We start from the raw sequence: 26,362 nt of genomic DNA on the forward strand, positions 1-26,362 counted from the left end.
GCTATCCGGGATAAAACCAGTCGGTCGCGACCGCCAGCAGCTCTCGCTGCATGCCCTCAAGGTCCTGCAGGCCGGCCTGCTCATACAGCCGTGCCATCTCCCGGGCGTACGCCTGCTGGAGCCTGCGGTCGTAGAGCTCGGCCCGCAGCTCGCTCTGCGCCTCGGCCCAGGTCTTGTAGCCGATCTCGATGCCCTCGAGATAGATCCAGCTCGTATACCGGTCGCCTTCGATGGGCCCGGCCCACTCTCCGGGCGTCAGGCTTCGTAGCGCCTCGTCCAGGTCCGCATCGCTCGGGAAGAACGTCGCCTCGCGGAACTCGCCCTTGAAGCTGATCGCCGGCCAGAGCCCGCCCTCGCTGCGGCGCGACGTGTTCGATTCGTCCGTCGCGACGTCGGCGAAGAACTCTCCCCTCGACAGGCGGCGCGCGATGCGCGCCTGGGCCTGCTCGTCGTCCGTGCGAACGCGGATCTCGCGGAACGTCATGTTCGAGTCGCGGCGGTCGCCGCCGTACTTCTGCAGGTAGGCGCGCTCGACGTCGCTCCGCGTGAGGACGACGCTGCGCCGCAGGTCATCGCCAAACTTGCTGATGAGCTGCCGGTTGCGGACTTCTTGCAGGTACTCGCTCAGCGTCTGCCCGGTGCCCAGGCTGCGCACGGCTCGGGTGATGCTGCCGCCCGAGCGGCGTTCGAGGTCGCCCCGCGCCAGCCCGAGAAAGTTCCGCAGGCTCGATCGCTGCGCGGGGGTAAAGCTCGCCAGACCCTCGGCGATGACCAGTTCGTTGGTAATGAAGATCTCGAGCTGCTCGGAGATGATCGCCGACGCCTGGGCCTGCCATGCCTGGAGCGGCACGATCTCTTGCCTCGTGCTGCCGTCGGGCAGGTCGATATCGCGGTATGCGAGGGCTTGCAGACGCTGGGCCAGCGGATCCAGGAACTCTGCGGCGAAGATCGCCTTGTTGTTGACCTCGCCGACCTTGACGTCCAGGAGCACCATCGCCGGCCGCTCGACCGGCGCGGGCAACTCGGGCGCGGGCCCGACATGCGACAGCTCGTCGGCCTCGACCGGTGGGGGCACAAGCACCACGTCCCTGGACGCGAATCGACTCGCATCGATCGGGGACGAACGAGGCTGGCTCTGACCCGGATCGAACGCGGCCTGGGGCGGTGCCTGTCGCGCTGCTTCGGGTTGGGCCGCGAAGTCGGCCGGCCCCAGGTCGGCAGGCCGAGGACCGGAGCCCGCACACCCCGCGATCAGGGCCACGAGGAACACCGCAGGAGTGCGCAAAGTCCCGCACATCGTGCGAATAACACCGGCATTCTCGGCTGTTCCGCCTACGCTCACGGTGGAGGGTACCCTCGCCCCGGCCACCAAGGCCGGAGCCCAAGCCGCGTCGAGCGGACAGAAAGAAGGAGGCATCGTGGCCGACCAGGAAAACGAGCCCAAGCTGATCATCGACTCCGATTGGAAGAGCCAGGCCGAAGCCGAGCGCCAGAAGCTCTCCGAGCAGGAGCAGCAACATGCCCAGCAATCGGCCGAGCGCGAGCTTCCGCCGGCCGACGTCCTCGGCATCGTCCAGATCCTCGCGACGCAGGCGCTGCTCTACATGGGGGCGTTCCCCGATCCGCAGACCGGGCGCGCTATGGTCGCGATGGACCTGGCCAAGTTCCACGTCGACCTGCTGAGCACCCTCGAGGAAAAGACCAAGGGCAACCTCACCGAGGAAGAAGCCGAGACCGTCAAGCAGACGGCCCACGAGCTCCGGCTCCAGTTCGTCGAGGTCAACAAGGCCGTCGACAAGGCCATCGCCGAGGGTCGGGCCAAGCAGGTCGACATCGGCCAGGGAGGCCAGGCCGGACAGCCTGGCGGGCCGGGCATGCCGGCGCCCTGACCCCGGCCTGAGGCTGTTCGGCTCATGAGGCCCGATCGCCGAGCCGATAACAGCACCGGGCCCACCCGAACCCAGATATCGACCAGGAGCCATCGCGTGGCAAGCGGATCCCAGACTCCCTCAAAGCCGACCCAGACCCAGACGCAGATCCACTTCCTGATGCGCCGGCTGCACTCGCTGACCGGTGTCGTGCCCATCGGCGTATTCCTCGTCGCCCACCTCGTGACGAACTCATCGCTCGCCTGGGGCCGCTTCGCGCTGCGTGGGAAGGGCGAGGGCCTGTCGGTCTCCGAGGGTGGCGTCCGCTACTTCCAGCACGAGGTCACCTGGATCAACGAGCAGGTGCCGCACCTGCTGCTCATCGAGATCACCCTCTGGGTCTCGATCGCCTTTCACAGCATCTTGGGCGTGTATTACGCTACGACGGGCAAGTCGAACCTGAAGCGGTACAGCTACCAGGACAACTGGCGGTACACGCTGCAACGCATCTCGGGGTACGTGGGCATCCTGTTCATCGTCTACCACGTCGCCACGCTTCGATGGGGATGGAACTGGCTCGTGCCCGAAGGCACCAAGTGGAGCCACAGCTTCTCGGCGTCGACGCTCGCCGCAGCGTTGCAGGGATCGACCGAAGGCTTCACGCTCGCAGGCGTCGCCGTCTCGGTGCTCTACATGGTGGGCGTGACCCTGCTCATCTTCCACTTCGCCAATGGCCTATGGACCGCCGCCATCACCTGGGGGCTGACGATCTCGGCCAAGGCCCAGCGCCGGTGGGGCGTGGCGTGCGCCGGGTTGGGTGCCATGCTGATGCTGGCCGGCTGGTCCTCGCTGTTCGCCACCTTGACCCTCGACTACGACGAGGCCCACGCCGTCGAGCGCGACATGTACATCGAGAAGAAGAGCACGGCCGAGTACGAGGCCTACATCGAGCAGAAGGGCATCGAGAAGCCCGAGGACACGGCCGAAGGCACGGAACGGGTGCCATCGGCCCGGGCCGATCAGCCCGGCCTTCGGGAACCCCGGACGGGCTGAGGGTTTCATGGATTTCAAGCGAAGTTGAAAATAAGCCGATGCTCGCGATACTTCAGTAAGTAGGACACGCAGGCCGGCAACGGATCGAGATACTCCCCGCATCGGAGGCCCCACAGTGCAGCAGCAGCAACGCGTTATCGTCGTCGGTGGGGGACTGGCCGGCTTGGCCGCGACCGTGCGGATCGCCGAGGCTGGCATCCCGGTCGACTTGTTCAGCATGGTGCCCGTGAAGCGCAGCCACAGCGTGTGCGCCCAGGGCGGCATCAACGCCTGCAACGAGATCGCTCGCCAGCAGGGCTACAGCGAGTACCAGCACTTCGACGAGACCATCTACGGCGGCGATTATCTGGCCGACCAGGGCCCCGTGCTCGAGATGGCCAACTTCGCGCCCAAGGTCATCGACCTGCTCGACCGCATGGGCGTTCCCTTCAACCGCACCAACGAGGGCCAGCGCGACCTGCGCCTGTTCGGCGGCTCGCTCTTCAAGCGCACGCACTTTGCCGGCGCGACGACGGGCCAGCAACTGCTCTACGCCCTCGACGAACAAACGCGGCGCCACGAGGCCGCGGGCCTGGTCAAGAAGTATGAGTTCTGGGAGTTCCTCTGGCCCGTGATCGAGGGCGAGGTCGACGGCCTCGACGGCGACGGTCGCTGCGTGGGCATCGTGGCCCAGGACATGCGCACCATGCAGATCCGCTCGTTCCGCGGCGCGGCCACCATCATGGCCACCGGCGGCTGCGGACTGGTGTTCGGCAAGAGCACCAACAGCATCATCTGCACCGGTGGCGCCGCCAGCCGCTGCTATCAGGCGGGTGCGTGGTACGGCAACGGCGAGATGATCCAGGTCCACCCGACCGCGATCCCCGGGGCCGACAAGTGCCGCTTGATGAGCGAGAGCGCCCGCGGCGAGGGCGGCCGCGTGTGGGTACCGAAGAAGAAGGGCGACGATCGCAAGCCCACCGACATCCCCGAGAGCGAGCGGTGGTACTTCCTCGAAGAGCGGTACCCCAAGTACGGCAACCTCGTCCCGCGCGACATCGCCACGCGCGAGATCTTCGACGTGTGCGTCAACGACGGCATGGGCATCGGCGGCCAGAACCAGGTCTATCTCGACCTGACCCACAAGGACCCCGACTACCTGACCAACAAGCTCGGCGGCATCATGGAGATCTACGAGAAGTTCGCCGGCGACGACCCGCGCTTCACGCCCATGCGCATCTTCCCGGCCGTCCACTACTCCATGGGCGGCATGTGGACCCAGTTCACCCCCGGTACGTACGAGCCGCAAGCGCCCCACGGCGAGCACAAGCCGGGCATGGTCGCGCCCATCGACACCAAGCCCGGCCGGGGCATGATGCTGGGCGCGCCCAACAACATGATGACCAACGTCGAGGGCCTCTACGCCTTCGGCGAAGTCAACTTCGCGTACCACGGCGCGACGCGCCTTGGTGCCAACGCGCTGCTGAGCTGCATCTTCGACGGGCTTTACTGCGGCCAGGGCGTGGCGAACTTCGTGAAGGAAGGCACGCCGAACGAGCGTCCCATCGACGCCGTCGACCAGGGCATCTTCGATCGCGCGGTCGATCAGGAACAGGCAAAGGTCGATCGGCTGCTCGACACCGTCGAGGGGGCCGAGGGCGACGATGACACGAACCCCTACCTCATCGGCAAGGAGATGGGCGAAGTGATGGAGGCCTCGTGCACGGTCGTGAAGACCGCCGAGCGATTGGGCAAGACGCTCGACACGCTCGCATCGCTGCGCGAGCGGTTCAGCCGGGCTCGCCTGCCCGACGCCGCCGCGTGGACGAACCAGTCCCTGAGCTACAGCCGTGCGGTGGGCGACATGCTCGTGATGGCCGAGATGATCGCCAAGTGCAGCCTGCTCCGCGAGGAGAGCCGCGGCTCGCACTACCGGACCGACTTCCCCGATCGCGATGACGAGCGATTCCTCAAGACTACCGTCGCCCAGTTCGACACGAGCGTGCGCGGGGCCGACCAGCACCGCGTGACCTATCGCGACGTGCACACGCTGCTCGTCCAGCCCCGGGCCCGCACCTACGGAAAGGTCGACAACGACTCTCCTGCGAAGAACGGCCCGTCGACCGCCGATGATCCCAAGGCCAACCCGCGCGTTGCGAATCCCGACGCCGAACCGGACATCAACGGCAAGAAGCCGGCGGCAACCAGTGGCGCCTGATCCCATCGAATCGAAGGAAGCGAGCACGCAATGATCGCCACAGCGCAGAGCACCAAGAACACCACCGTGCGGATCCGCATCAAGCGGAGCGACGGACCCGGCAAGCCGTCCTATTGGCAGGCCTTCGATGTGCCCCGTGAGCCGGGCGCCAACATCATCTCGTGCCTGCAGTGGATCGCCGCCCACCCGACGACCATCGAGGGCAAGAAGACCACGCCGGTCGTATGGGACTCGGGCTGCCTCGAGGAAGTGTGCGGCTCGTGCACGATGCTCATCAACGGCAGCGTCCGCCAGAGCTGCACGGCCCTGATCGAGAACATCGCGCCGAACGAGGGCGATGAGGTCACGCTCGAGCCGATGAGCAAGTTCCCGGTGATTCGTGATCTCTGGGTCGATCGCGAGCGAATGTTCAAGGCGCTCCAGCGTGTCAAGGCGTGGGTCCCCATCGATGGCACGTACGATCTTGGCTCGGGTCCCAAGGAGAGCCCGGACAAGCAGAACACGCGCTACAAGCTCTCGACGTGCATGTCCTGCGGCTGTTGCCTGGAGGCCTGCCCGCAGTACAACCTCGAAGAAGATCCCGAGGAGTGGCCCACGAGCTTCATTGGGGCCGCCGCGATCAGCCAGGCACGCCTGTTCAACGAGCACGAGACCGGCAAGCAGCTCAAGGCCGATCGGCTCGAGGCCCTCATGGGACCGGGCGGCGTGTCGGACTGCGGCAACGCCCAGAACTGCGTGAAGGTGTGCCCGAAGGAGATTCCGCTGACCGAGTCGATCGGCGCGATGGGCCGTGCTGTGACGATGCACGCCATTACCTCGTGGTTCCGCAAGTAGGCGGAGGGATTCGTCGTCGGGCGGGAATATTCGCCCGCGGGGCGGGCTCGTACCCTGCCCCATGAAGACACCCAAGACACCGTCTGTCGTGCTGGCCGCGCTCGCCCTGAGCGGGGCCGCTGTTCTTCTGAGTGCATGCGAGCCCACGGGCGATGCCGCCGAGGTGACAGACTCCACGGCTGCCGGTGGAACGGAGGAAGCCATGCCGTCCGACTTGAGCGCCCAGCAGGCCGGTTCGCTCAAGACCGAGCTCGACGCCCGCGCCGCCGGATTCGCCGAGCGTGCACCCGAGGCCACCCAGACGCTCTACGCCGACGGCATCCAGGCCGTCGTCGATGCGGGCGTCGTTGAGAATGCCAAGAACGTGGGCGACGAAGCTCCCGGATTCACGCTGCAGAACCAGAGCGGCGAATCGGTCTCGCTCTCGGCATTGCTCGAGCAAGGACCGGTGGTGCTCATCTGGTACCGCGGCGGGTGGTGCCCGTATTGCAACCTGACGCTGGCGGCCTACCAGCAGCGGCTCGGCGAGATCCGGGACCTCGGCGCGACGCTGGTGGCGCTCACGCCCGAGCTGCCCGATAAGTCGCTGTCGACGGCGCAGAAGGGCGAGCTCGAATTCCAGGTGCTGAGCGACGTCGGCAACGACGTAGCGCGCGAGTACGGCGTCGTGTTCGAGCTGACCGAGGGCGTGAAGGCCAACTACGAGCAAGCTTTCGGCATGAGCGACTACAACGGCGACGACTCGGGCGAGCTGCCGCTCGCGGCGACCTACGTCATCGATCGGGATGGACAGATCCGCTGGGCGTTCCTCGACGCCGATTACCGGAACCGGGCCGAGCCGGCCGATGTGATCGCCGCGCTCGAGTCGCTCCCAGATGCGGCCGACGGCGGATAACTACTCGGTCCGGTCTTCCAACAAGCGCGACCGGCACCACCCACCGCGTCCGATCGAGCCCTGCCGCCCGCGAACGCAGCAGGGCCGGCATGGCGCCGATGTGGGGGCATGATCACTCCCCTCCGGATGCAGCGGGGCTCGACCGCCACGGTCGGCCAGGACGTCGAAGCGGTCTCTGGCCTTGCGTGGGTGGTCGGCGTGTGCGCCGTCGTGCTCACGGCGTGGCTGCTGGGGGCGGCGTGGCTGACGCGCTCGCTGCTGGGCATTCCGGCGGGCCTGTGGATCATCGGGATGGTGCTCGGCGGGCGTTGGCTCGCCGGTCGTCTTCTTGCGATGCCGAGCATGAAGATGCCGCCGATACCCGCCCCGCCAGTGCGCGGCGAGTCGGACGCATCCGCAGCGCACGACACCACCGAAGAGCCGCTGGTCGAGCCCACGCAGGCCGCCGCGAGCCTCGCGCTCCCGAGCATGGTCTCGCTGCCGCGGCAGGTGCTCGCCGACACGACCGAGAATGCGTTGACCATCGCCCGTGCCTGCTCGGGCGGGCAGCTCCCTGGTTGGCTCGAGCGGCTGCGCGAGGCGGGCGGCACCCCCGGCGCGTCTCTCTCGACGCCGCTGCGTGTGGGCGTGAAGCTCGCCGAAGAGCACTTCCGCGATCTCGAGCTCGCACCCAGCGCTCTTGCCGTCTCGCTCGTGCCCTACGCAGGCGAGGGTGATGCCGCCGCGTGGCGGAAGCTCGGATTCGACGCGGTGATCGAGCAGCGCGACCCCGGTGGCCCGCTCACGATCCGAGTCGCCGAAGCGCCCGATGATCCCGCCGCCTGGCACGACTGGGCCCTCACGCTGCCGCTGAGCTACTCGTCGCTGTTCCCGCTTCGGATCGATCCGGCCCAGGTCACGCTGCGAGACTTCGACTGGTCCGACGCCGGCGCCGTGGCCGTCGTCCGCTCGCTGCTGGAGCTCGCGGCGCTGCTGGGCCGTTATCCCAGCCGCCTCGACTTTGCTGATCGCCTGCGCGGCCGGCCCGCGCTGGGCCTTATGCTGGGTTCGCCGGTCGTATCCGACCCGGCCCTGGACCGGGCCTTCGTCCATCTTTCGGGCGTCCTGGGTGAGCGACGTCCTGATCGCGTGGGCGAGGCGGAGCATGCTGCGATGCGCGTGCTCGCGTCGTACTTGTCGTGGAACGGCTGCGGCATGATGCCCGAGGAACGCGTGGCGGCGGCGCGCACGATTGGACGGCTCGGTCCGGCGGAGGGCGAGACCTGCCTGCGTGCGTGCGTTGCCGCTTTCGCGGGCGGCCAAGAGGTGCTGGGCTTCGATCTGATGCTGACCGGCCACGAGCGACTGTCGATCGAGCGTCCCGAGCCGCTCGTCGATCCGATGGACTACCTCATCTCCGACATCTCGTACAACCGTGGCGGGGCCGAGACGATGGGTAAGCTTGCCGCAGGGCTTGCCTATGCCACGGCGCTCATCGAGCGTCACCGCGTGGCCTACGTGCTCGACGACGTGCGCGACGAGGTGATGGGAGCCGAGTGGCTCGAGGTCATGCCCGAGACGCGTGAGCAGGTACTCGCCATGATCGAGGCGCTCTCGACCGTGCGCTCACTGGCGGCCTGACCTCGGTTCGCCCCGGCGGGCTAGCCCTCGACGTCGAGGTGCTTCACGGCCTCGCCTGCTCCCTCGTCTTCAGGGGCGTGCTCGCGTGGCTCTTCCTCGGAGCGATCGGTGGCGCTCTGCTTGGGCTGCACGGCCTCGGTGCTAAGCACGACTCGATCGCCGGTCTGCTCCCCGTGCTTCACTCGACGGTGCTTGTCGGCTTCCTTGGCGTTGGTCTGGACCTTGCTCGCCCGTTCGGTGGCGGCGGCTTGCGAGGCCAAGGCCGCGGTCGCGCTGGTTGGGGCCACGCTCATGCCAGAATCATCGACCGATTCGGTCCTGGCTCTCCACGGAAAACCTCACGAGACCCAAACAGAGTGACGATCTGCCGCTACACGCCGACGATGTTGGCCCCACAATCGACGTAAATGTTCTCACCGGTCACGCCCGCGCTGAGGTTGCTAGCCAGGTAGACGGCCGTGTTGCCAACGTCGCCGCCTTCGACGTTCCGACGGAGCGGCGCTCGCTCGAGGTTCTGCTCGCTGATCTTGTCAACGCCGCCCACGGCGCTCGACGCCAGCGTGCGCAGGTAGCCGCCAGAGATCGTGTTGACGCGGATGCCATCGACGCCCAGATCGCCGGCGAGATAGCGGGCCGTGGCTTCGAGCGTCGCCTTGGCAACGCCCATGACGTTGTAGCCCGGCACGACCTTCTCGGCCCCGTAGTAGCTCATCGCCATCACCGAGCCACCCTCCTTGGCCAGCAGCGAGCGACAGCGTCGGCTCAGGCCAAGGAGCGTGTACGCGGAGATGTCCACGGCGCTCAAGAACGCCTCACGGGGCGTCTCGGCGAACTTGCCGTGGGCCAGGTACTCGCGGTCGGCGAACGCGATCGAGTGTACGAGCACGTGCATGGCGTTGAAGCGTGCTTCGAAGGCCTTGATTGCGTTGTCGATGTCATCGTCGCTGCCTGCGTCCATGGGCACGATCAGCGGGTCGGCGCCGCCCTCGCCCGGCAGGGCCTTCACGGCACGCTCGGTACGGCGCTGGTTCTTCTCTCCGGGCAGACAGGTGAAGGCGCACGTCGCACCGTGGTCGATCAGGGCCTTGGCGATGTGCCAGGCGTACGAGCGCTCGTTCGCGATGCCCACGACCAGGGCCACCTTGCCGTCCAACAAACCCATGCTGCCTCCCGGGCGATGGCCCATACGTGTTTCTCTGAGGAGCCAGTGTAAGCCGGTGCCGACCCCATCGGTTCGTCATACGATCGGGCGTGACCGAGAATGCCACAACCCCTTCCGCAGCCGATCGATACAAGCAAATGGTCTCCCCGGGCCTGGTCCGCCGCCTGCTGGAGATCAGCCGCGACGAAGACCTGGGCCCCGACCACCAGGACCCGACCGCCGTGGTCATGGTCGAGCCTTCCGAGCGGTCCGAGGCCTGGGTCGTCGCTCGCGAGCCCGGGATCATCTGTGGCCTCGAAGCCGTCGGCGACGTTCTGGACGTATTGGCGCCAACGACGCTCTTTCGCGAGCTGGTGAGAGACGGAGACTCCATCGAGCCGGGCCAGCGGCTGGGCGCGCTGCTCGGTCCTCGGCGAGAGATCCTGGCCGCCGAACGCACGCTCCTGAATCTCCTGAGTCGTCTCAGCGGCGTTGCGACGCACACGTCCAGGTACGTCGCGGCGAAGGGCGACTCAGGGGCACACATCGTCGATACCCGCAAGACGACGCCCGGCCTGCGACAGCTCGAGAAGTACGCCGTCCGGTGTGGCGGCGGCCACAGCCACCGCATGGGGCTGTACGACGCCGTGCTCATCAAGGACAACCACTTGGTTGGCCTGACGCCAGAACAGGCAGCCAAGAAGGTCGCGAGCGCAGCGGCCGATGCACGCCAGAAATTCGAGATCGCATTCGTCGAGGTCGAGGTCGACACGCTGGAACAGCTCGCCGCGATGCTGCAGCTCGACGAAGGCGTTCTCGACATCATCTTGCTCGACAACATGGATCCCGGCCAGATCTCCAAGGCCGTCGAGATGCGCAACGAGTTCGGGGCGCAGCCGCTGCTCGAGGCCTCGGGCGGCGTCGAGCTGGCAAGCCTGGCGGAGATCGCGCAAACGGGCGTCGACCGCATCGCGGTCGGCGCGCTGACCCATCACGCCGTTTGGCTCGACATCGGGCTCGACGCCGGAGCACCAGCATGAAGCAGGAGTCCTGGGATTCGCTCTCGATGCCCATCGGCCGCTTCGACCGCGTCGTCGTGCTGGACGAGACGCCCTCGACCCAGGGCGACGCGCGGGTGCTGTCCGATGGCCGGCCAGGCCTCGTGGTGATCGGCAAGAAGCAGGTCGCCGGCCGGGGCCGGCAGGGGCGCACGTGGGACGATGGCGGCGGCGCCTCGCTCTCGACGAGCCTATGCGTCGACGCGACGCTGCCCGCCGCGGGCATGTCCCTGGCGGTTGGCCTTGGGGTGCTCGAGGCGTGCGAGGGCTTGGGTGCGACCGGGCTCGGATTGAAGTGGCCCAACGACGTGGTCGAGCGCAGCGATGGAATTCACGGCCGGAAGGTCGCCGGCGTGCTCATCGAGTCATCACGGCCGATCTCGGTCGTCGGCGTCGGCGTCAACGTCTATGAGCGCGAGCAGGGCTGGAGTGATGGTCTCGAGAATTCCGCCGTCAGCCTGGAAGAGCTCGGCGTGAAGGCCGGGCGTCCGGAGGTTGCTGCGGCGATGCTGGAGTCGGTGTCGAAGTGGCTCGACGCGCCGCCGGCTGCGATCGGCGACCGATGGCTCGGCGTGGGCACGCTGCGGCACAAGCGCTGCGTATTCCGCGTCGATGGCCGGCTCGTCGCGGGCACGGTGGTCGACCTCGACCGCCAGTGGCGGCTCGTGCTGCAAACCGACGGGGGCGAGCGCGTCCGCATCGACGCGGCCCACGCGCACCTCGAAGAACCGAGGGCGGTGGGGAGTTAGGCCAATGCGATGACCACGGCCGGCGATACCCTTGAAAACGAGAACGCAGTCGTTCGCCTGCGCGTCGACGGCATGAGCTGCGCCGGCTGCGTCGCCAGCGTCGAGCGGTCGCTCAAGAAGGCGCCCGGCGTGCGCAACGCGATGGTCAGCCTGGCCGGCGGTTCGGCTCTCGTCGAGGGTGAGTCGCTCGACGCCGAGGCGCTCGCCGGCAGCGTGCGCGACGCCGGGTTCGACGCGGCGTTGGCGAACTCGGGCGATGCTGCGGCCGACCTGGCCCAGCGGCTGGGGAGCGACGACGCCAGGCAAGCCGACGCATGGCGGTGGCGCGTGGTGCTCGGCGTCGTGCTCTGGCTGCCCCTGGAGCTCGCGCACTGGTTCGGCCACGGCCTGGGCCTGCACATGACGACCGGCACGGGGCTGGTCGTCGCGCTGGTGGTCGGCACGATCGCGCAGGTGTTCATCGGGTCGGCCTTCTACCGCTCGGCGATCGCCGCGGCCCGGCGCAAGACGACCAACATGGACACGCTCGTGTCGCTCGGCAGCGCGTCGGCGTACACCCTCTCGCTCTTCCACGCGATCCTGATCTTCACCGGCGGCGGCGAGCACCCGACCTACTTCATCGAGGCGACCGGCCTGCTCACGCTCATCTCGCTGGGTCATTGGCTCGAGCGGCGGGCCCGCCGCGGAACCACCAAGGCCCTCCGCGAGCTGGCGGCCATGCAACCGACGCAGGCCGTCGTGCTCGCGAGCGAGGACGACGCGACGGGCGCGGTGGTACCCACGCGCGACGTGCTGCCGGGCGACCTGGTGCTCGTGCGCGCGGGCGACCGCTGCCCGGTCGACGGCGAGCTGCTCGGACCGGCCTCGCTCGACGAGTCGGCCGTCACGGGCGAGTCGGTGCCGGTGGACAAGCAGGCCGGAGAGCTGGTCATGGCCGGCTCGGTTGCCGTCGGGACGCCCGCGATCGTGCGCGCGACGACGGATGGCGCGAGCGGGACGCTGGGTCGGATGGTCGCGCTCGTGGCCGATGCGCTGGCGAGCAAGGCCGACGTGCAGCGGCTGGCCGACCGCGTCTCGGCGGTGTTCGTGCCGCTCGCCATCGCCATCGCCTCCGTGAGCTTCGTCGCGTGGCTGCTCGTGCCGGGCGGGGGACTCAGCAAGGCCGTAGTGACTGCGGCGACGGTGCTCGTGATCTCGTGCCCGTGTGCCCTGGGCCTGGCGACGCCGCTAGCCGTCATGGTCGGCACGGGGGCTGCGGGGCGGCGCGGCATCCTCGTGCGATCGGCCAGTGCGCTCGAGCGGGCGGCTGTCGCGAAGATCGCGTTGCTCGACAAGACAGGGACGATCACCAGTGGGGAGCCCGTGGTGCGCGAAGAGACCGGCAACGAGTTGATTCGCGTCGCGGCGGCGCTGGCCTGTCGCTCGAGTCATCCGCTGTCCCGAGCCATCGTGCGGGCGGCGGATGCCCGTGATCTTGGATACGAGCCGGCCGACGACGCGACGGAGCGCGCGGGCGAGGGCATGGCCGGCAGCATCGATGGCACGAAAGCCAAGCTCGTGTCCGTCGACGTGGCGCGTCGTGAGGGGCACGCGCTCGATGATCCGACGCTCGACGAAGGACCGGCGTCCGTCGTGCTCCTCGACGGCCGCGTGCTGGGCGTCGTTCGCTTCCGCGAAGAACTGCGCACGGGGGCCGAGCGGTTCGTCCGAGAGCTGAACGCGCTGGGCATCGAGCCGCGCGTGCTCACCGGCGATCGGCCCGCGCCTGCACGCAGGCTGGCCGACCGCATCGGGCTCGATCAGGGTCGCGTGCAGGCGGGGCTGTCGCCCAGCGACAAGGTCGATCGCGTGCGAACCGCCGCGAGCGGCGCGACGGTGATGATGGTTGGCGACGGCATCAACGACGCTCCGGCAATGGCGGCCGCGACCTCGGCCGGCGGCATCGGCGTGGCGATCGATGCCGGCAGCAACGTCGCGCTCGAGGCGGCCGACGCGATCATTCCCGGCGATCGCCCGCTGGCGGTGGTCGACCTCGTGCGCATCGGCCGCGCGACGCGACGCGGCATCCGCCAGAACCTCTTCCTCGCGTTCGTCTACAACGCGGCGGCCATTCCCGCCGCCGCGTTCGGCCTGCTGGGAGAGCACGGCCCGGTCGTGGCCGCGGGCGCGATGGCTGTGAGCGACCTATTGGTCATCGGAAACGCCATCCGCATCAGGATCGTGATCGACAAGCAGACGGCGGGCTAGAACGTCTTGCGGATCCTCGCGGCGGGGATGCCGAGCTGGTCGCGGTACTTGGCGACGGTCCTGCGCGCGATCTCGACGCCGCGCTTCTTGAGCTCCCGCACGATCGCCTCGTCGCTGAGCGGCTTCGCCTTGTTTTCCTTGTCAACGACGTCTTGGAGCGCCGCCTTGATGGCCGCCCAGCTCACGTCGTCGCCCGCGTCGTTCTGCGTGCCGCCGGTGAAGAATCGGCGCAGCGGCACGACCCCGCGAGGCGTCTGCAGGTACTTGTCTGCCACGGCGCGCGAGACCGTCGCGACGTGGATGCCAAGCTGCTCGGCAACCTGCGTCATGGGCAGGGGGCGGAGGCTCTCGGGGCCGTAGTCGAAGAAGTCGCGCTGGGCGTCGATGACGGCGTGGATGACGCGGAGCAGCGTGTCGCGCCGCTGGCCGATGGCGTCGACGAGCCACTGGGCGTTGCTCAGGTTCTTGCGGACGAAGTCGCGGCCCTGCTTGTCGAGCTCGCGCGTGCGCACCATCTCGGAGTACTCGCGGTTGATCCGCAGGTTCATTAGGCTGCGATCATTCAGGTACGCGACGTAGCGGTCGTTGTCCTCGTCGTACTCGACGATGGCGTCGGGGATGATCGGCTCGCTGCGATCGGGCGCCAGCCGCTTGCCCGGCGCGAGGCTCAGGCGTCGCAGGAGCTGCACGCCCGTCTTGATCTCGTCCATCGTCAGGGTCGTGGCCTCGGCGATCTTGGGCAGACGGTTGTTCATCAGGTCGTCGAGGTGGTCCGACACGAGCCAGCGGGCGGCCTCGATGGCGTCGTCGGTCGCATCATCTTCGTTGAAGTCTGGGTCCTGCTGGACCGCGTCGAGCTGCAGCAGCAGGCACTCGCGTGCATCTCGGGCACCCACGCCCGTTGGCTCGAGCACCAGCTGGGTCTCCTCGAGCACCCATGGCAGTTGCTCCAGCAGCGCGTCGCGGCCGCCGGCGAGCTCGGCCAGCGGCTCGGGAGCCTGCGTCGCGATGTCCGCCAGCGGCGTGCGCAGGTACCCGTCCTCGTCGATGAACGAGATGACGTAGGCGCCCATGGCGCGCAGCTCGGCGTCCATCTCGGCCAGCGCCCACTGGTCGCGGAGTTGCTCGCTCACAGAGGCTTGCCGGGCCGGGGCGGCGGCCATGGCGTCCATCTTGCCATCGCGTTCGCCCGCCGAGACACGGCTGGACGAACCGGGCTCGAGGTTCTGGCGGCTCGGCCCATCGAACGCGTTGTCGGCCGCGTCGGGCTGGTCGGCCTGGAAGCTGTCGAGCCTTGCAAAGTCGTCCTGGGCATTGCCTTTGTCTTCGATCGTGAGTTCACGATCGGGGCGATCGGTCTCGTCCTTGCCCTTGGGCTTGTCGGCATGCGGCTCGATGATCTCGAGGGCCATGTTGCTCTCGAGCTCTTCCTCGATGCGCTGCTCGAGGTCGGCCAGCGGCATCTGCAGGATCTCCATCGACTGGATGACCCTGGGCGACAGCTTCATCTGCTGCCCGAGACGCATGTGCTGGCTGGTGTCGAACCTCACGCGGCGAGTCTAGCGCAGCAGCGGGCCAGCGGTGACGGCCCGGCCGGGGTTCACGGCTTGCGAGCGGCGATGTCCAGGCTCGTCACGTATTCGCTGACCCTCGTTCCCTGGGGAAGCGCGGCGATGATCTTCTTGTACAGTGGGTCTTGCCAGGTCGTCATCGCGTCGACGTACTCGGGCTTGCTAGTCAGTTCGATGTCGCCCAGGCCAGCGGCTTCCATGTCGGCGCGGATGGTGTCGATCAGGTCCGCACCGGCGATGCAGCCGACCAACGCCTCCAGATCGGCGACGACCGCTTCGGGTAGCGGCTTGATGAGCGCCAGGTCGCTGACGGCCACCCGACCGCCCGGCCTGAGCACGCGGGCGACCTCGCGCCAGACCTGCGCCTTGTCGACCGAGAGGTTGATCACGCAGTTGCTCAGCACGACGTCGACGCTCGAGTCGGCGATCGGCAGGTGCTCGATCTCGCCCAGGCGAAACTCGACGTTGCGTAGGCCACTCTGACGCTCGTAGCTCTCGACGTTCCGGCGGGCCTTGGCGAGCATGTCGGGCGTCATGTCGACGCCGATGACAAGGCCGGTCTCGCCGACGCGCGGGCCCGCGAGGATGCAGTCCATGCCGCCGCCGCTGCCGAGGTCTAGTACCGTCTCGCCCGGCTGGAGTGCGGCGATGGCGGTGGGGTTGCCGCAGGAGAGGCCCATGTTGGCGCCCTCGGGCAGTGAGGAGAGGTCGGCCTGCGCATACCCCACGGCGCCGGCGACCTGATCGACCGTCAGTGTCGTTGGACCGCAGCAGCCGCCGCCCCCGCAGCACGAGCCCTGGGCTTCGTTCGGCTGCACGCCCGACCACTGGCCGTCTTGGGCGATCTTGGTGTACCCCTCCAGCACGCGCTCGCGGGCGGCGTTGGGATCGGTCGTGGTCATGGCGTGTCTCCTTGCGGTTCGGTGTCGGAGTTTGAGTTGGGATACAGGCGTCGCCCGAGCCAGAGCGAGACCGAGACGAGGCCGATGAGGACCGGCACCTCGACCAGCGGGCCCACGACGGTGGCGAACGCCACGCCCGAACCCAGGCCGAAGACGGCGATCGCGACGGCGATGGCCAGCTCGAAGTTGTTGCCGCTGGCGGTGAACGCGAGCGTCGCGGCCCGCGGGTAGTCGGCCCCGACCTTCCGGGCCATCAGGAAGCTCACGAGGAACATCACTACGAAGTAGATCGCCAGCGGCACGGCGATGCGGACGATGTCCAGCGGCAGCTCGACCAGGCGCTGGCCCTGGAGCGAGAACATCAGCACGATGGTGGCCAGCAGCGCGACGAGCGTGACCGGCGCGATGCGGGGGATGAACACGCCGCTATACCACGCCTCGCCCTTGATCGGCCGCAGCACGAACCGCGTGAGCATGCCCGCGAAGAACGGGATGCCCAGGTAGATCAGCACGCTCTGGAACACCTCGGCCATCGAGACGTCGACGACGTTGCCCTCGAGCCCCAGCAATGGGGGCAGGAACGTGATGAACACCCACGCATAGACGCCGAAGAACAGCACCTGGAAGATGCTGTTGAAGGCCACCAGGCCCGCCGCGTAGTCGCTGCTGCCGCGGGCCAGGTCGTTCCACACGAGCACCATGGCGATGCAGCGCGCCAGCCCGACGAGGATCAGCCCGGTCATGTACTCAGGCTGGTCTCGCAGGAAGACGACCGCCAGCACGAACATCAGCAGCGGACCGACGACCCAGTTCTGGACGAGCGAGAGCGCGAGGATCTTCCAGTCCTTGAAGACCTCGGGCAGCTTCTCGTAGCGGACCTTGGCCAGCGGCGGGTACATCATCAGGATGAGCCCGATGGCGATGGGGATGTTGGTCGTGCCCACCGTCATGGCGTCGAGCGCCTCGGGCACGCCGCCGGCATAGCGACCGATGAGCACGCCCGCCGCCATGGCTAGGAAGATCCACAGCGTCAGGAAGCGGTCGAGCACGCCCAGACGCGTGCGGGGCGCGGCGGTACATGGGGCCTCGGCCACTACGGCTTGTCCTTCCGCGGGAAGAGGCCGGGGATGGTCTTGACGTACGCGCCGATCTCGTCGCGCACGCGGCGGTAGTGCCGCATGGCGTCTTCTTCGTCGGTCGCGTTGGCGGCCAGGCGTGGGGGATCGTCGAAGCCGTGGTGGACCACCCGCGTCTCGCCCGTAAAGGCAGGGCACTGCTCGTACGCAGCGCCGCACACGGTGATGATCAGGTCGAGCGTGTCGGGCTCGCACTGCGCGATCGACTTGCTCTGGTGGCCCGAGATGTCGACACCGACCTCCGACATTGCCTTCACCGCCAGCGGATTCAGGCCCTGCGGATCGGTGCCGGCGCTGCACGGCTCGATCGAGTCTCCCAGCAGGTGCTTGGCCCAGCCTTCGGCCATCTGGCTGCGGCAGGAGTTGCCCGTGCACAGGAACATCACGCGTGGGGGAACGTAGCGGGCCACGTCAGACCTCCTCGCAGCAATCGCTGCCGCAGCACGCGGCGGGGGTGGGGGCGCACTCATCGATGGCATCGGCCAGGGCCCGGAACGTCTCGCCCAGGTAGGCACACCGGGGCGTGTACCACACCGTGCGGCCCTCCTTGCGAGCCTCCAGCACGCCCGCGCGCGCGAGCAACGACAGGTGCCGGGCGACGACCGAGAAGTCCACGTCGCAGCACTCGGCCACCTCGCTTACCGAGCAGCCGCGGCGGCACTTGAGCAGGCAACGCAGCAGCAGGACACGCGTCGGGTCGGCCAGCGCCTTGAACAGTTCGGGATCGAGCAGGCCATCGACGGCCGCCCGGCGGCGGGCGGCCTGCCGCGGCGAGGCCGGACTTGGTTTGTGGGATAGTGACGCCATGATGCAAATATAGCGCCCTGGCGACGAGCGTCAAGCAGACGCAAGAACCCACGTGGATTGACCTAGTGGTTGCCGTCGGTCACGCGCAGCACTTCCTGGACGGTCGACAGGCCCTGGCGGACCTTGTTCATGCCGTCCATGCGGAGCGAGACCATGCCCCGCTCCAGGCACATGCGCCGGAACTCGCTGACGTTTGGATTGCCCGCGACGACGTCGCGAAGCCGGTCGTCGACGGACAACAGCTCGTAGATGCCGACGCGGCCCGAATAGCCCGTGCCTCGGCACTTGTCGCAGCCCTTGGCCGTCCAGATCTTGTCGGTGGCCATGCCCTGCATCTCGAGGTACTCGGCCATCTCTTCGCTCGGGCGTTCCTCGGCCTTGCAGTGCTTGCACAGGCGGCGAAGCAGTCGCTGGGCCAGCACGCCGTTGACGGCGGCGCCAACCAGGAACGGCTCGAGCCCGATGTTGACCAGTCGCGTGATGCTCGACGGCGCGTCGTTGGTGTGGAGCGTGCTCAGCACGAGGTGGCCCGTGAGAGCCGCCTGCACCGCCGTCATGGCGGTCTCCATGTCGCGGATCTCGCCCAGCATGATGACGTCGGGGTCCTGACGCAGCAAGGACTTGAGGGCCTTGGCGAACGTCATCCCGATCTTCTCGTGCGTCTGCGTCTGCGTGACGCCGTCGAGGTGGTACTCCACCGGGTCCTCGACGGTCGAGATGTTCATCTTGTTCTTGTCGAGCGTGCGGAGCGAGGCGTACAGCGTCGTCGTCTTACCCGACCCGGTGGGGCCGGTCACGAGCGTGATGCCGTGCGGCGCCGTGACCAGCCCACGCCAGACTTGGAGCGCATCCTCGCTGAAGCCCAGGTCCTCGAGCTGCACGTTGATGCTCTTGGTATCCAGGATACGCATGACGGTCTTCTCGCCATACGTGTTGGGCAGCGTCGACATACGCAGGTCGAGCTTGCGGCCCGCGACGACGCAGCGGATGCGGCCGTCTTGGGGGATGCGCCGCTCGGAGATGTCCAGGTTGGCCATGATCTTCAGGCGGCTCGTGATGGCCGCCGACATCGACGCCGGCGGGTTCATCGCCTCGAAGAGCACGCCGTCGATGCGGAAGCGCACCTTGAGCTTCTTGTCGGCCGGCTCGATGTGGATGTCGCTCGCGCCGTCCTTGATGGCCTGCTGGATGATGTAGTTCACGTAGCGGATGACCGGGCTTTCGCCGGCCTTCTGCTCGAGGTCGACCTCCTGGCTGTCGCTCTTCTCGACCTGAACATCTTGCTCGTCGACCTGATCGAGGATCTCGTTGAGGTCGACGTCTTCGGGCTCTTCCTGGTGCTCGCCCATGCCGGCGACCTCGAGGGCCCCGCGGATGTCGAAGCTCGTCACCACGATGATCTTGACGCCCACGACGCCCAGCATCTCGCGGAGCTCGTCGAAGAGGAAGACGTCGTCGGGCCGCACAACGCCGATGACGGCGCGCTGGCCCTCGCTCCGCAGCGGCAGCACCAGGTGGTCGCGGCAGTAGTCGCCGCTCAGCCGCTGGAGCATCGTGCCGTCGAAGCCACCGTCGAGCCCGGCGTCGAGGTCGATCCGCTCGAAGGGCAGGCCGGCATTCTCGGCGACGCATCGCTGCACGGCGATCTCATCGGCCCCGCGTTCCAGGAGCACCTCGACCAGCCGACGTCCGGGCGTCTGCTTGACGATCGCTTGGGCCTGGGACATGTCCTCGGCGGAGACGGCGCCCTTGTCGATGAGCCGCTGGGCGAGTTCGGTGGTGTCGTATTCGTCGCCCAGCGTCTCGTGCTCGGGCGCGTAGACGTCGCTGATGGCCTTCCCGACGCGAGCATCGGGCGCTCCGCGCGGCTTCTGCTTCACCGCCGGATCGTGCTCGACGGATGAACGGCCCTTCTCGCCCTGGTGCGCCGGCATCGACGGCAGCGGACTGAACGCCTGCTCCGAATCGTCGATGCGGTGCCGAGCGGCCTTGCCCTTCTTGCCGGCCTTTCCGTCGCTCCCGCCCGCGTCGGTCAGCTCGCTGAGGATGTCGTCGATGTTGTACTTGCTCATCGCAGTGGCATCCCCCGCACGCGGATCAGTTGTTGCCCTTCATCTCGACCGTGCGCATCAGCGTCTTGGCGCGGAAGGTCACCGAGCGGCCAGAGATCGACACGATCTCAAGCACGCCATCGATCTTCTCGCCGACCTGGTACACGCGGCCGTTGATCTTCGTCAGCGGCCTGGTGTCGCTGTTGAGCACCATCTCGATCTTCATCGAGCCCAGGATCTGCTCGGCCTGCACGAGCACTTGGTCGCGCTGTGGCGTTCGCTCGACGGGAAGGATCGGATCGTCAGCCTCGGGCGCTCGCTCGAGCCGGAAAGGGTTGTCGTCGATCTCTGCCAGCGGGATCTGCGGCGGCGGGCCGGACTGCGCCAGCGACTTGAGGATGCGGTCCTCGCCCTCGTAGTGCCGTGCCTGGGTTTGCTCGATCGTGTAGCGCATCTCCACGGGCTTGAGCAGCTTGGCTGGCGCGATGCCGCGGTGGTGCATCCAATAGATGACCCCGCCGGCCACCAGCAGCACGCCCGCGACGATGGCGACCTGCACGGGCAGACGCTTCTTGGCGTCCGGCGAGTACGACTCGGTGACCTTAGCGTCATCGTCCGAGTGTTCGGGCGTCATCGAGGGATCGGTATTCATCACGCCTCCTCGTCTTGGAAGTAGATGCTCAGCGTGAACTCGGCGACCATGTGTCCGTCGACCTTGTCGGATCGACGCACCGTCATCTCGGGCAGACGCGTGATTCGATCGAGCCGCTCGAGCTCGAGCAGGAACTTGTAGAACCCGCGAAAGTCACCGGTCATCTCGATCTTCAGCGGCTGCTCCATGTAGAGAGACGCCTTGACCGGCTTCTCGGCCACGATCGCCGGCTGCTCGAGCCCCGCTTCGCCAGCGAGCTCGGAGATCTGTCGGACCACGCCCGAGAGTTCCTTGTTCGTCGGCAGCCGGGCCTCGATGGACTCGATGCGCTCGGCGATCTGGGTCGTGGCCGCCTCGAGCGTGCCGCGACGCGCGCTCTCCTGCTGCAGCTTCTCGAGCTTGTCCCGCCGGAGCGCGATCTCCTCGCGGGCACGCTCGATCTGCGTGTTCTGCGGCTTGAAGACGAACCAATAACTCGCCAGAGGCACCGCAAAGAGTACCAGCAAGAGCACGAATTCTCGTACGCCAAACTTCATGTTACTGCCCCTCTCCGCCGTCGGGCTCGATCGCCAGGGCTTCTTCGCCGCCCTCGGCCTGGGCATCGTCAGACTCGCTGTCAGGCGTGGCATCCCCGCCTGCCATGGCCTCGGGCGAGGTCAGCGGCTCGATGCCCCGCGCGTCGGCCCGCGGATCGATCTCGGCGGTGATCTCGAACTTGCGGAGCTCGCGATCCTTCATCTTCTGGCTCTCGGCGTAGTGCAGCTCGACGCGTCGCAGCAGCGGCGACAGCTTGAGGCCATCGAGGTAGTCGGCGATCTCGCTGTTGTCGGCCGTCACGCCCGTCAGCGTCAGCGTGTACTCGTACCGCGGCGGCAGGATGCTCTTGGTCTCGGCCTCGTCGGCGCTGGCGCCCGTCTTCGTGCCGCCGAGCGAACCGGCCTTGCGGCCCCGCACGCTCGTGCGCCGCTTCTTCTTGTCGTCGTCCTTAGTCGGCGCGGCATCGGCCACCCGGCGTCCCTTGAGCTCGACGGTCAGGAGCGTCATCTCGTCGGGCATGCGCGTGACGAGCTCGGCCATCAGGATGCTGCGCGGCACGGGCTCGATGAGGGCCGTCACGATCTCAGCCTTCTGGAGCATCTGCTCCTTCTGTTCCTCGAGCTTGATGAGCAACTCGATCTCGGGCTCGGCCGCCGTGTACTGCAACGCGATCGCCTCGCGCTCCTGGTGCACCGACTTCCAGTTCCGGTTGGTCACGAAGAACGCCGCGACCACGGTGCCCATCACGGCACAGAACAAGGTGAGACCAATAATGTTGGCTCGGCCCTCGGCCTTGCGCTGGACGTAGTCCTCGGGCAGGAATCCCCCGCCCAGGGCTCCGCCCTGCTGGTTCTGATCGCTGGATGGTCCGAGCATGACGATCCTCCGTAGCTCCGTGCCTGTTCAAAGATCGGTTGGGCGAAGGCACAAGCCCAGCGCTACCGCCCAGCCGGGCTGGCTTCCGCTGAGGTCCGTGCCGACGCAGGGCTCATTGCCGGTCCGCGTAACTCGTGCGAGCGGGTCGGCTACCTGTGCGGGCAGGTTGAGCCGTCGGGCAATGTGGGTGCACAGCGCCATCTGGCGAGACTCTCCTCCGAGGAAAACCACACGCTCGATCTTGCGCTGCGGGCACAGGCCGTTGTAATACCGGACGCACATCTGGACTTCATCGGTGAGGATCTCGAGCGGCTCGGTCAGGTCGGTGCCGGTGCGAGACATCGTCTCGTCGAGGGTCTCCATGCCCGCGGCGCTCTCGTCCAGCGCGGCCATGACGGCGCTGCCGCCATTGTCTTCGCTGCTGGGCGTTGCGCGGGACCGCTTCAGAGCCGCCTCGAGCATCGCCAGACCCGAGCCCGCACGATCGACGCTCTCGTCCTGCGAGGCGCTCGTCGCCGAGGCCGCCGCCTTTGAGGCCTCGGGAACGAGCGTCTGCAGGTTCAGCCTCGTCGACCGCGCCATCTCCATGTCGATGTTCTGCTCGCGGGCGATGGCCTCATCCAGGTGCTTGCCACCGATCTCGACGAACTTGGCGAACGCCAGTCGCTCCCCGTCGCCCACGAGCACGCGCGAGCCGCCGGCTCCGAGTTCGAGGTACAGCGTGGGCTTGTCTTCGTGCCCTTCGAGGTGCCGCGTGCACGCGTGCATCGCGGTCAAGATGGCCTGGAAGTCGCTGTGCATCGCGACCGGTTCGAGCTTCGCGGCCTTGAGCGCCCGCATGAGCCTCTGGATCACGTCGCGACCGGCGCCCATGCAGATGACCTCGCCGCGGCTCCCGGCATTGCCGGTCTCGACGGGCACCCAGCGATAAACAAGTGCGTTGGGATCGCAGCCCATGGCACCCTGGATCTTGGCGCGCACGAGCGTGTTCATTGCCACGCCGTCGGCCTTGACGATCTTCAGATGCTTGCAGAAGGACATGGCGCTGGGCATCGAGCACACCGCCCGCTTGCCCTTGAACCCGCCCGCCTTGACGAGCTTGGGGAGTGCTTCGATCTGGAACGCCAGCCGTGCCTGGGCGTCGCGCCGCAGCCGCGAGGGCATCTCGAGCGCTGCCGCGGCCACCAGGTGCGGGCTCGGTCCGGCCGCGATCTGCAGGACCTTCAACTCGGCCGTGCCGAATTCGAAGGCGATCGGCGATACCGAACCGCCCATGAGGCGTGTCGATCCGATGGCCGAGAGTGTTTTCAGCGAGATGCCCACCAAGGCCCCCTGACCTGCCCGATTGCCCGAGCCCGGCACGCGCAGCACGACCGCGCCAATCCAAAACCGCAGCCATTGAAATCGACGGTTCCGGAGCTCGAATCCAGCAGTCGGCTGGTCAAGGGGGAGGTGGTACCGCCCTTCCGATCGGCGCATCCGTCAGGATCGGGAGCAAGAGGCGGTTATCGGGCAGCGGAGGCGTCGCGGATGGCTCGGGCCAGGTCACCAACTCGACGCAGCGCCGGGCCGATCGACCACGCTTGTTGATCGCGGTCGCCCGTGGTGTTGCTCACCACGCGGATCTCGATGAACGGCACGCCCAAGCGGCTCGCCACCTGGCCCACGGCGGCGCCCTCCATGCCCTCGGCGACCGCCCAGGTCCGGGCGACCACCGTGCGGGCCAGGGCATCGGTCCCAGAACACGTCGAGACCGTCGCGACCGGGGCGGTCACCGATGCCAGGCCGGCAAACGCATCCAGCAAATCCGCATCGGCCCGGACGCCCCAGTCGTCGAAGGGGCCGAGGGGAAACCCCATATCGGAGCAGCCCACGAACGAGCCGTCTGGCAACTGGAGACCCTCGTCGGCGTAGATCGACCGCGTCGCGGCGATCGAATCGCCCAGGCCCAGCGGGCTCACGATCGGCAGCGAGCCGCAGATGCCCAGGTTGATGACCGCTCCATACCGATGGCCCGAGAGCGTGGTGGCGGTGGCGGCCGCGGCGTTGGCCTTTCCGACGCCGGTGACGACGAGATGCAGGTCGTCGCCGATATCGGTCGTTTGCCATGCTGGGGGCATCGAAGCGCTGGTGCCGGCGCAATCGAGCACCGCGGTCGCCTCCGCCGGGGCAGCGACCGTAAGGAGCCAAGGAAGATCGTGGGCTTTCGTCGAACTGGTGTCCATAGAACGTCGTTGGCGGTGGATTGGCCCAAGTTTTTGAGGGATTTCGGCGACGGAGTGGAACCCTTCGGGGCTCTGGGTAGTTGAACGCTAGTGTCCTCCAGTTCGCGGGGCCGATGGAACGGCCCAGAAGGCGGGCAATCGCTCGGTCCCGGGGTCTCGGGGCCGTGGCACACTCGAGCGACGCTCCGGGGAAGGTGGTCGATGGGACAGGCACGAACGAGGCGGGGCAGCATCCTCATCAAGGCTGCGGGAGCGGTCGTCGCACTGGCCGTGATCGGCGGCGGCGGGTGGTATGCCACCACGCAGCTCGATGACATGGAGGCGGTGGGGACGGCCGACATCGTCTCTGCCTCCGTGCGAAACTTTGATATCCAGACCATCGCGACGGGTGAGCTCGAGGCTCGCCAGCAGGTCGAGATCCGCAACAAGGTCGACAGCCGTGCCACGCTGGTCAGCATCATCGACGAGGGCACCCGCGTCTCCAAGGGCGACGTGCTCTTCACGCTCAACAGCGAGTCGATCGAGCAGGAGATCACCGAGGAAGAAAGCCGGGTCGAGACGGCCCGGGCCGACCTCGAAGCCGCCGAGAACGCCTACCTCATCCAGGTAAGCGACAACGAGTCGAATCTCCGGGCGGCCAACCTTGAGTTGGAGCTCGCGCGGCTGGCGCTCCAGCAGTGGCGTGACGGCGACGACCCCAAGGAACTCGAGCGGCTCCAGGCCGACCTCGACAGCGCCACGCGGAACCGAGATCGCTTGCGGGACAAGTTCGATCAGAGCAAGATCCTGTTCGACAAGAAGTTCAAGAGCAAGAACGACTTCGACCAGGAGCAGATCCAGTTGCTCGAGGCCGAGTCGCGGGTGAAGCAGGCAGAGCTCGCGCTCCGTACCTACCGCGATTATCAGCGGCCGCGCGACGAGAAGCAGCGCACGAGCGCCGTCGAAGAGGCCGAGGCCAAGGTCGATCGCGTTCGCAAGCAGAACGCCATCGAACTCGCCAGCCGGGACGCCAATCGCAAGAACGCCCGCAGGCAGCTGGAACTCCGCGAGGAGCGCCTGTCCAAGCACCGCGAGCAGCTTGGCTACTGCGAGATCAAGGCGCCCAACGACGGACTCGTTGTGTACAACTCGAGCACGCGGCGCGGTCGCTGGAACGATGACCCGCCAGAGCCCGGCCAGGAGATCCGACCCAACCAGGTCTTGATCGTCCTGCCCGACACGAGTGAGATGGTCGCGTCGGTCCGTGTGCACGAGTCGCTGGCCGGACGGCTTCGGCCCGGCCAGGCCGCGACGGTACAGATCGAGGCCCTCGGCTCGACCATCCTGCCGGGGACCGTCGAGTCGATCGGCGTCCTCGCCGAGAGCGGCAACTGGCGAGATCCGAATCTCCGTGAGTACACCGTGCGCATCCTGCTCCAGCCCGGAGAGCACGCCAACAAGCTCAAGCCTTCGATGCGGGCCGAGGCCACCATCGTGATGGATCGCGTGGATGAGGCGCTGACCATTCCGGTCCAAGCGGTCTTCAGCGAAGGACGCCTGCAGTTCGTGTACAAGCCGAACGGCACTCGCTACGAGCGTGTCCCGATCCGGCTGGGTCGCCGCAGCGAGACGGAGGCCGAGGTGCTCGCAGGCCTCTCGGCGGGAGACGTCGTGCTGGTCCGCTCGCCCGCACCGGGCGAGGTGCTCAAGCAGCCCTGGGACCCCGGACGCCTTCAGACCGTCGGCTTCACGCTCGACGAGAACGGAAAGCCCGTTCCGGATCGGGCGGGAGGCCGTCCGAGCCGGACGACGAAGGCCGAGGGCGACGAGCAGACCGAGGTCGCACAAGGTGATGCCGCCTCTGACGATACGGCGACCGTCGAGGAATCGGCGTCCGGCGAAATCGCCGAAGCGGCGCCCGTCGCGTCGGCTTCGGACAAGGCGGCCGAGCCTACGGGCTGAAG

The 26,362-nt window shown here is 67.6% G+C and carries 24 protein-coding genes; 10 read left to right on the forward strand and 14 right to left on the reverse strand.

Annotated elements, in window-relative coordinates; genetic code table 11:
- Position 1: 1 nt before the first annotated feature.
- On the reverse strand, positions 2-1,075 hold the full coding sequence (locus tag RIA68_00860) for a hypothetical protein (GenBank protein ID MEQ8315980.1): 1,074 nt from the start codon (positions 1,073-1,075) through the stop codon (positions 2-4).
- Between the two features lie 343 nt (positions 1,076-1,418).
- Here RIA68_00860 and RIA68_00865 point away from each other — a divergent pair, with 343 nt between their 5' ends.
- From RIA68_00865 to RIA68_00890, 6 genes are all read left to right on the forward strand, one after another.
- Positions 1,419-1,889: a DUF1844 domain-containing protein gene (locus RIA68_00865; protein MEQ8315981.1), complete on the forward strand. Its 471-nt coding sequence runs from the start codon at positions 1,419-1,421 to the stop codon at positions 1,887-1,889.
- A gap of 96 nt (positions 1,890-1,985) precedes the next feature.
- Positions 1,986-2,921, forward strand: a complete 936-nt coding sequence (locus tag RIA68_00870) for a hypothetical protein (GenBank protein ID MEQ8315982.1) — start codon at positions 1,986-1,988, stop codon at positions 2,919-2,921.
- Between the two features lie 115 nt (positions 2,922-3,036).
- The gene (gene sdhA / locus RIA68_00875; protein ID MEQ8315983.1) at positions 3,037-5,118 is read left to right on the forward strand and encodes a succinate dehydrogenase flavoprotein subunit; all 2,082 of its coding nucleotides are present in this window, start codon (positions 3,037-3,039) and stop codon (positions 5,116-5,118) included.
- Positions 5,119-5,148: 30 nt separating this feature from the next.
- On the forward strand, positions 5,149-5,952 hold the full coding sequence (gene sdhB, locus RIA68_00880) for a succinate dehydrogenase iron-sulfur subunit (GenBank protein ID MEQ8315984.1): 804 nt from the start codon (positions 5,149-5,151) through the stop codon (positions 5,950-5,952).
- A 61-nt stretch (positions 5,953-6,013) separates the two neighbouring features.
- Positions 6,014-6,847 (forward strand): peroxiredoxin-like family protein, encoded by an 834-nt coding sequence (locus RIA68_00885; protein MEQ8315985.1) that lies wholly within the window; start codon positions 6,014-6,016, stop codon positions 6,845-6,847.
- A 108-nt stretch (positions 6,848-6,955) separates the two neighbouring features.
- Complete coding sequence (locus RIA68_00890; GenBank protein MEQ8315986.1) at positions 6,956-8,467, forward strand: hypothetical protein; 1,512 nt, start codon at positions 6,956-6,958, stop codon at positions 8,465-8,467.
- 20 nt (positions 8,468-8,487) lie between these two features.
- Here the strand turns inward: RIA68_00890 and RIA68_00895 are convergent, their stop codons facing one another.
- Positions 8,488-8,760, reverse strand: a complete 273-nt coding sequence (locus RIA68_00895; GenBank protein MEQ8315987.1) for a hypothetical protein — start codon at positions 8,758-8,760, stop codon at positions 8,488-8,490.
- 77 nt (positions 8,761-8,837) lie between these two features.
- Complete coding sequence (locus RIA68_00900; protein ID MEQ8315988.1) at positions 8,838-9,629, reverse strand: enoyl-ACP reductase; 792 nt, start codon at positions 9,627-9,629, stop codon at positions 8,838-8,840.
- A gap of 89 nt (positions 9,630-9,718) precedes the next feature.
- On the opposite strand from RIA68_00900, the gene nadC reads away from it, so the two are divergent.
- Genes nadC through RIA68_00915 form a run of 3 tightly spaced genes read left to right on the forward strand, consistent with a single transcriptional unit; the run spans position 9,719 to position 13,662 of the window.
- Positions 9,719-10,648, forward strand: coding sequence for a carboxylating nicotinate-nucleotide diphosphorylase (gene nadC, locus RIA68_00905; protein ID MEQ8315989.1), 930 nt, complete (start codon positions 9,719-9,721; stop codon positions 10,646-10,648).
- Positions 10,645-11,415: a biotin--[acetyl-CoA-carboxylase] ligase gene (locus RIA68_00910; protein MEQ8315990.1), complete on the forward strand. Its 771-nt coding sequence runs from the start codon at positions 10,645-10,647 to the stop codon at positions 11,413-11,415. The genes nadC and RIA68_00910 overlap by 4 nt, the downstream gene beginning before the upstream one ends.
- A gap of 9 nt (positions 11,416-11,424) precedes the next feature.
- A complete protein-coding gene (locus RIA68_00915; GenBank protein ID MEQ8315991.1) occupies positions 11,425-13,662 on the forward strand; it encodes a cation-translocating P-type ATPase in 2,238 nt (745 codons plus the stop codon).
- On the opposite strand, the gene rpoN is transcribed toward RIA68_00915, so the two are convergent.
- The 11 genes from rpoN to mqnB all read right to left on the reverse strand — a co-directional run bounded on the left by rpoN (position 13,659) and on the right by mqnB (position 24,419).
- Positions 13,659-15,212 (reverse strand): RNA polymerase factor sigma-54, encoded by a 1,554-nt coding sequence (rpoN, locus tag RIA68_00920; protein MEQ8315992.1) that lies wholly within the window; start codon positions 15,210-15,212, stop codon positions 13,659-13,661. The genes RIA68_00915 and rpoN overlap by 4 nt on opposite strands.
- Positions 15,213-15,262: 50 nt before the next feature.
- Positions 15,263-16,135 (reverse strand): arsenite methyltransferase, encoded by an 873-nt coding sequence (gene arsM / locus RIA68_00925; protein ID MEQ8315993.1) that lies wholly within the window; start codon positions 16,133-16,135, stop codon positions 15,263-15,265.
- Entirely contained in the window at positions 16,132-17,229 is a 1,098-nt protein-coding gene (gene arsB, locus RIA68_00930) for an ACR3 family arsenite efflux transporter (GenBank protein MEQ8315994.1), read from the reverse strand. Before arsB ends, arsM begins: the two co-directional genes overlap by 4 nt.
- Positions 17,229-17,681 (reverse strand): arsenate reductase ArsC, encoded by a 453-nt coding sequence (locus tag RIA68_00935; GenBank protein ID MEQ8315995.1) that lies wholly within the window; start codon positions 17,679-17,681, stop codon positions 17,229-17,231. Before RIA68_00935 ends, arsB begins: the two co-directional genes overlap by 1 nt.
- Position 17,682: 1 nt before the next feature.
- The gene (locus RIA68_00940) at positions 17,683-18,078 is read right to left on the reverse strand and encodes a metalloregulator ArsR/SmtB family transcription factor (GenBank protein MEQ8315996.1); all 396 of its coding nucleotides are present in this window, start codon (positions 18,076-18,078) and stop codon (positions 17,683-17,685) included.
- 62 nt (positions 18,079-18,140) lie between these two features.
- Positions 18,141-20,150 carry an ATPase, T2SS/T4P/T4SS family gene (locus tag RIA68_00945; protein ID MEQ8315997.1) on the reverse strand — a complete coding sequence of 670 codons (2,010 nt, stop codon included), beginning with the start codon at positions 20,148-20,150 and terminating at the stop codon, positions 18,141-18,143.
- Positions 20,151-20,175: 25 nt separating this feature from the next.
- On the reverse strand, positions 20,176-20,781 hold the full coding sequence (locus RIA68_00950; protein MEQ8315998.1) for a hypothetical protein: 606 nt from the start codon (positions 20,779-20,781) through the stop codon (positions 20,176-20,178).
- On the reverse strand, positions 20,781-21,317 hold the full coding sequence (gene pilO / locus RIA68_00955) for a type 4a pilus biogenesis protein PilO (protein MEQ8315999.1): 537 nt from the start codon (positions 21,315-21,317) through the stop codon (positions 20,781-20,783). The genes RIA68_00950 and pilO overlap by 1 nt, the downstream gene beginning before the upstream one ends.
- A gap of 1 nt (position 21,318) precedes the next feature.
- Positions 21,319-22,194: a PilN domain-containing protein gene (locus RIA68_00960; protein ID MEQ8316000.1), complete on the reverse strand. Its 876-nt coding sequence runs from the start codon at positions 22,192-22,194 to the stop codon at positions 21,319-21,321.
- 27 nt (positions 22,195-22,221) lie between these two features.
- Positions 22,222-23,517: a hypothetical protein gene (locus tag RIA68_00965; protein MEQ8316001.1), complete on the reverse strand. Its 1,296-nt coding sequence runs from the start codon at positions 23,515-23,517 to the stop codon at positions 22,222-22,224.
- A 182-nt stretch (positions 23,518-23,699) separates the two neighbouring features.
- Positions 23,700-24,419, reverse strand: a complete 720-nt coding sequence (gene mqnB / locus RIA68_00970; protein MEQ8316002.1) for a futalosine hydrolase — start codon at positions 24,417-24,419, stop codon at positions 23,700-23,702.
- A gap of 201 nt (positions 24,420-24,620) precedes the next feature.
- On the opposite strand from mqnB, the gene RIA68_00975 reads away from it, so the two are divergent.
- Positions 24,621-26,360, forward strand: coding sequence for an HlyD family efflux transporter periplasmic adaptor subunit (locus RIA68_00975; GenBank protein MEQ8316003.1), 1,740 nt, complete (start codon positions 24,621-24,623; stop codon positions 26,358-26,360).
- Positions 26,361-26,362: the final 2 nt, after the last annotated feature.

It is taken from the genome of Phycisphaerales bacterium (assembly GCA_040217175.1).
Classification (GTDB): domain Bacteria; phylum Planctomycetota; class Phycisphaerae; order Phycisphaerales; family UBA1924; genus JAHCJI01.

What these genes read in the sequence shown, in the direction of transcription:
- RIA68_00890 (MEQ8315986.1), top strand. Translation starts at nt 6,956, where the DNA reads ATGATCACTCCCCTCCGGATGCAGCGGGGCTCGACCGCCACGGTCGGC.
- RIA68_00960 (MEQ8316000.1), bottom strand. Translation starts at nt 22,194, where the DNA reads ATGCTCGGACCATCCAGCGATCAGAACCAGCAGGGCGGAGCCCTGGGC.
- RIA68_00885 (MEQ8315985.1), top strand. Translation starts at nt 6,014, where the DNA reads ATGAAGACACCCAAGACACCGTCTGTCGTGCTGGCCGCGCTCGCCCTG.
- RIA68_00895 (MEQ8315987.1), bottom strand. Translation starts at nt 8,760, where the DNA reads ATGAGCGTGGCCCCAACCAGCGCGACCGCGGCCTTGGCCTCGCAAGCC.
- RIA68_00940 (MEQ8315996.1), bottom strand. Translation starts at nt 18,078, where the DNA reads ATGGCGTCACTATCCCACAAACCAAGTCCGGCCTCGCCGCGGCAGGCC.
- pilO (MEQ8315999.1), bottom strand. Translation starts at nt 21,317, where the DNA reads ATGAAGTTTGGCGTACGAGAATTCGTGCTCTTGCTGGTACTCTTTGCG.
- RIA68_00950 (MEQ8315998.1), bottom strand. Translation starts at nt 20,781, where the DNA reads ATGAATACCGATCCCTCGATGACGCCCGAACACTCGGACGATGACGCT.
- RIA68_00945 (MEQ8315997.1), bottom strand. Translation starts at nt 20,150, where the DNA reads ATGAGCAAGTACAACATCGACGACATCCTCAGCGAGCTGACCGACGCG.
- sdhB (MEQ8315984.1), top strand. Translation starts at nt 5,149, where the DNA reads ATGATCGCCACAGCGCAGAGCACCAAGAACACCACCGTGCGGATCCGC.
- RIA68_00915 (MEQ8315991.1), top strand. Translation starts at nt 11,425, where the DNA reads ATGACCACGGCCGGCGATACCCTTGAAAACGAGAACGCAGTCGTTCGC.
- RIA68_00900 (MEQ8315988.1), bottom strand. Translation starts at nt 9,629, where the DNA reads ATGGGTTTGTTGGACGGCAAGGTGGCCCTGGTCGTGGGCATCGCGAAC.
- arsM (MEQ8315993.1), bottom strand. Translation starts at nt 16,135, where the DNA reads ATGACCACGACCGATCCCAACGCCGCCCGCGAGCGCGTGCTGGAGGGG.
- RIA68_00975 (MEQ8316003.1), top strand. Translation starts at nt 24,621, where the DNA reads ATGGGACAGGCACGAACGAGGCGGGGCAGCATCCTCATCAAGGCTGCG.
- mqnB (MEQ8316002.1), bottom strand. Translation starts at nt 24,419, where the DNA reads ATGGACACCAGTTCGACGAAAGCCCACGATCTTCCTTGGCTCCTTACG.
- RIA68_00910 (MEQ8315990.1), top strand. Translation starts at nt 10,645, where the DNA reads ATGAAGCAGGAGTCCTGGGATTCGCTCTCGATGCCCATCGGCCGCTTC.